The organism is Ferroglobus sp. (genome assembly GCF_015521575.1).
In the GTDB taxonomy this organism is placed as follows: domain Archaea; phylum Halobacteriota; class Archaeoglobi; order Archaeoglobales; family Archaeoglobaceae; genus Ferroglobus.
This window is the reverse complement of record NZ_WANY01000020.1, coordinates 1-3,825: the sequence shown is the minus strand read 5'-3', so window position 1 is coordinate 3,825 and position 3,825 is coordinate 1. Positions and strand designations below refer to the sequence as shown.

The 3,825-nt window shown below is 43.8% G+C and carries 6 protein-coding genes; 5 read left to right on the top strand and 1 reads right to left on the bottom strand.

Translation table 11 applies throughout. The annotated features are described in order from the left end of the window. The 5 genes from F7C14_RS00825 to F7C14_RS00805 form a co-directional block, all read left to right on the top strand. Positions 1-460 (top strand): hypothetical protein (locus F7C14_RS00825; RefSeq protein WP_290898706.1); only part of this gene is annotated, 460 nt, incomplete at its 5' end. Between the two features lie 72 nt (positions 461-532). Then, positions 533-1,186 (top strand): energy-coupling factor ABC transporter permease, encoded by a 654-nt coding sequence (locus tag F7C14_RS00820; protein WP_290898703.1) that lies wholly within the window; start codon positions 533-535, stop codon positions 1,184-1,186. Then, positions 1,183-1,443, top strand: coding sequence for an energy-coupling factor ABC transporter substrate-binding protein (locus F7C14_RS00815; RefSeq protein ID WP_290898700.1), 261 nt, complete (start codon positions 1,183-1,185; stop codon positions 1,441-1,443). The genes F7C14_RS00820 and F7C14_RS00815 overlap by 4 nt, the downstream gene beginning before the upstream one ends. After that, entirely contained in the window at positions 1,427-2,152 is a 726-nt protein-coding gene (gene cbiQ, locus F7C14_RS00810; RefSeq protein WP_290898697.1) for a cobalt ECF transporter T component CbiQ, read from the top strand. Before F7C14_RS00815 ends, cbiQ begins: the two co-directional genes overlap by 17 nt. A gap of 5 nt (positions 2,153-2,157) precedes the next feature. Beyond that, entirely contained in the window at positions 2,158-3,168 is a 1,011-nt protein-coding gene (locus F7C14_RS00805; protein WP_290898694.1) for an energy-coupling factor ABC transporter ATP-binding protein, read from the top strand. Positions 3,169-3,190: 22 nt separating this feature from the next. On the opposite strand, the gene F7C14_RS00800 is transcribed toward F7C14_RS00805, so the two are convergent. Further along, positions 3,191-3,511 (bottom strand): hypothetical protein, encoded by a 321-nt coding sequence (locus tag F7C14_RS00800; protein WP_290898691.1) that lies wholly within the window; start codon positions 3,509-3,511, stop codon positions 3,191-3,193. Between the last annotated feature and the right edge of the window lie 314 nt (positions 3,512-3,825).

Genomic DNA, 3,825 nt, shown 5'->3' with positions numbered 1-3,825 from the left:
CTTCTCGAAAGTTTTGGAAATCGTAAAGATCGACGAGATGTTTAAGCCTTTTGAAAAATACTCTGGTTTGAGCTTTTCAACGTTCATTCTTGTGATAACTAACGTGGTAATAGCTTTAGCAGCTCTATACACTCTTGCGAGCACTATATTTCCGGGCTCAATCGAATTCGTCAACTCAATTCTTGAGTATTTCGCGAGGATTATCAGCGTTCTCTTTCTGATTTCCGTTGTTTTCGTAGCCGTGAGCAAGATTACAGAAAAAATAGCCGTTGAACAGAAAATGAAGAGCTTCATGACGCTCATAAGCTTGTACATAATCCTCGTATTGCTAATCGACGTGACGAATCTTTCTCAGGAAGTTAAATCAGCTCTTTCGTGGGGGCTGAGCATAGGTATGGGGATTTCTATAGGTGTTTTCTCTTTTTGGTACTTTTTCCACGACGTATTTGGAAAAAACTGAGCTAATAGTCTTTTAAACTTTGTCGAAATATTTTTATATTATGTCAAGTTTTCTTGACAAAAGGTGAGGGGGATGCACATCGCAGAGGGTTTTCTACCCTTAACTTGGGCTTTGGTGTGGTACGCTATAGCTCTTCCAATAATCGTTTACGGAGCATACAAAGTGAAAAAGCTGCTTGAAGAGAAGCCAGAGATGAAGTCTTTGATAGCGGTAGCTGGAGGTTTTGTCTTTGTCCTATCGGCATTAAAAATTCCATCAGTGACGGGCAGCTGTTCCCATCCAACCGGAACCGGGATTGCTGTAGTTCTTTTCGGTCCGGCGATAACCGCATTTCTCTCGGCTATAGTCCTCCTCTACCAAGCTTTACTTTTAGCTCACGGCGGACTGACAACTCTCGGAGCGAACGTGACTTCGATGGGGATAGTTGGACCTCTCTTCGGATGGCTTGCCTACAAAGCCGTCAAAGGCAAGGTCGATCTGAAAGTCGCAACTTTCGTAGCTGCCGCAATTGCGGACTGGGTAACTTACGTGGTAACCTCCTTCCAGCTTGCATTGGCTTTTCCGGCTGGAACTGGAGTTGAAGGAGTTATTTCTTCAGCAACGAAATTCATGGCGATATTTGCGATAACGCAAGTGCCGTTGGCGATAATTGAGGGAGTTGTAGCAGCTTTGCTGATAGGCTACTTAGCCTCCGTCAAACTTGTTGTTAGGGAGGTGACCACATGAGATCTCTCTTGCTTTTAGCTATTCTTTTACTGCTTTTAGCTAAGGTATCCGCTGAAGACTGGACGGGAGCTGATGAGAAAGCGGAAGAACTCATCAAGGAAATTCACCCGAACTATGAGCCTTGGTTCTCTCCGATCTGGGAGCCGCCAAGCGGAGAAATTGAAACGTTCCTATTCAGTTTGCAGGCAGCGATAGGTGCTTCAATAATCGGATACATTCTCGGCTACTACAGGGGTAAAAATGCACAGAACTCTTGAAGAAGTTCAGATGAATTCGAAAAAGATTTTTAGAGGAAATTTGAAAGTTTACTTTCCCCTCTTCATACTTTTGATGGTTTTACTTCTAAATGATACGTCGGTTTACATAACGGCTTTCGCAATATTCTCTGCGCTAAGCGTTTATTCGGCTGGAAGAGAGTACTTCAGACTTTTGAGAGTTCCCCTCTACTTTATAGTTCCGAGCGCCCTCATAATCGCTTTCTTCATTCCGGGAAAAAAGGTGGATCTGCCCTTGCCGATAAATCCGAGTGAAGAGGGTTTGAAATTGGCTTTGGAGGTTCTGCTCAGGTCTTTTTCAGCGATCTCCATCTTCTTCTTTTTAATTTTAACGACTACGATCACCGAGATTTTTTCAGCTTTTAAAAAGCTCAAGCTTCCCGACTTCATCGTCGAAATTTCCTTGCTTATTTACAGGAACATTCAGGTGCTTTACGATGAGCTTGAAAGACTTGAAAGGGCGGCAAACTCAAGACTCGGTTTTAACGGCTTCAGAAATTTTGTTAGAACATCTTCTCTCCTTGCTTATTCGCTCTTCATCAAATCCCTTGAGAGAGCAGAAAAAGTTGAGATGGCGATGGAATCGAGATGTTATTCTGGTAAAATGCCAACCTACAGCGAGAAGAGTTCCGGTTTCCTTTTAGCTTTTTTGATCGCAGCAACACTTTTCCTCATCCACTTGACGGGGTGAAAAGGGTGATCGAAGCGGTAAACGTATGGTTCTCTTATGGAGATAGGGATGTTTTAAAGGGTGTGAATTTCAGAGCTAAGAAGGGAGAAGTGACGGTTTTAATGGGCAGAAACGGAGCTGGGAAAACGACTCTCCTCCTTCACCTAAACGGACTTTTAAAGCCAAAGAAGGGGGAGTTAATAGTCGATGGTAAGAGAATTCGCTACACGAAATCCGACTTGAAATGGCTTAGAAGGAAGGTAGCTTTCGTTTTTCAGAATCCGGATGATCAGATTATAGCTCCGAGCGTTTATCAGGAGGTAGCTTTTGGTCCGGTAAACCTTGGCATGGAGAACGTTGAGGAGGTGGTGAAAAATTCGCTGAAAGCAGTGGGGTTGGAAGGCTACGAAAATAGGCTGTGCAGCACTTTAAGCGGAGGGGAAAAGAAAAGACTGGCGATAGCTTCGGCTTTAGCGACGAATCCGGACTACATTGTCATGGACGAACCGACGGCTGGTGTCGATGCTAAGGGTTTTTACTCAGCTGTAGAAATTACTGAAAAGCTTAAAGAGGAGAAGGGAATTATCGTCTCAACCCACGACCTCGATTTTGCGAGGGCTGTTGGGGACAAGTTCGTTTTCATAGACGGAGGAAAGATCGTTTACGAGGGAGACAGTATAGACTACGAATTGGCAAGAAAATGCGGAATAAGGACGTTTTTCTCCGGAGAGCTCGTTGTAATTTCTCACGACGGCGACATTCCCGAAGGAGATTTCGATTTTATCGCTGCGATGGGAGTTAAGGCTAAGAAGAGAGCTGAAAGGGAGGGAATTAATTTAGATATTGCCTCAGCCTCCCTCGAAAGGTCGATACTCAGAGCTCTTGAGGGGCATAGAGTTCTGCTGATATGCTCTGCAGAAATGGTTGGGGTTGTAAAAAGGGAGGTTTCGAAGTTTCCGGTGAATGTGAAGTTTTCACTCGAATCTTATGGAGAAAAAGCGGTTGAAGTTAGAAGCGGCTCTAAAAACCTTCTCTAAGTGGAAGTAAAAATTACGAACTTCAGGTTCTTCTTGCGAATCTTCTCACTAAAAAGCCAACAACGAAGTAGAGGGGGACAACCACAACCGAATAAAACACCAAAGCCAACCATCCGAGTATGGCGTTCGAAGAATAGAGGATCGTGTGCAGGAGCATTAACGATGCTGAAATAACGTAGAAGACGACCAAACCAACGAATCTGTGAAATATTCTCCCATCAAATCCGGAAAGAATTGAAGCTGTTATCACCCCCGCAAAAAACACAGCTGGGCTGTCGGCAATTACGCTTATAAGTCCGCTTATGATGCCGCCCAAAATACCTCCGGCTACGGAGAATTTCACGTTTCTCCCCTCCGCGCTTATAAAATATAAGCATAGCGCCTCTATATATTATTTTCGAAAAGCTTATTCGGGGGAATAACATACGTCTCTACCGGATTTCTGAAGGTTCAATTGAGGGGAATTTTTACCTGATCGTCCAAAAACAACTAGAGCTGCATTTGTGGCTGCTGAGATTTAAAAACTTCTGCACAAAATTTAACTATACTTCAGCTAAATCCTTAGCGATGGAGACCGAAATCTGGGTGGAAAAATATCGTCCGAAAACGCTGGATGAGGTTGTCGGGCAGGATGAGATAATTCAGAGGCTGAAAAGT

Excerpts from the sequence above, each read along its gene's own strand:
- F7C14_RS00820 (WP_290898703.1), top strand. The coding sequence starts at position 533 with ATGCACATCGCAGAGGGTTTTCTACCCTTAACTTGGGCTTTGGTGTGG.
- F7C14_RS00815 (WP_290898700.1), top strand. The coding sequence starts at position 1,183 with ATGAGATCTCTCTTGCTTTTAGCTATTCTTTTACTGCTTTTAGCTAAG.
- cbiQ (WP_290898697.1), top strand. The coding sequence starts at position 1,427 with ATGCACAGAACTCTTGAAGAAGTTCAGATGAATTCGAAAAAGATTTTT.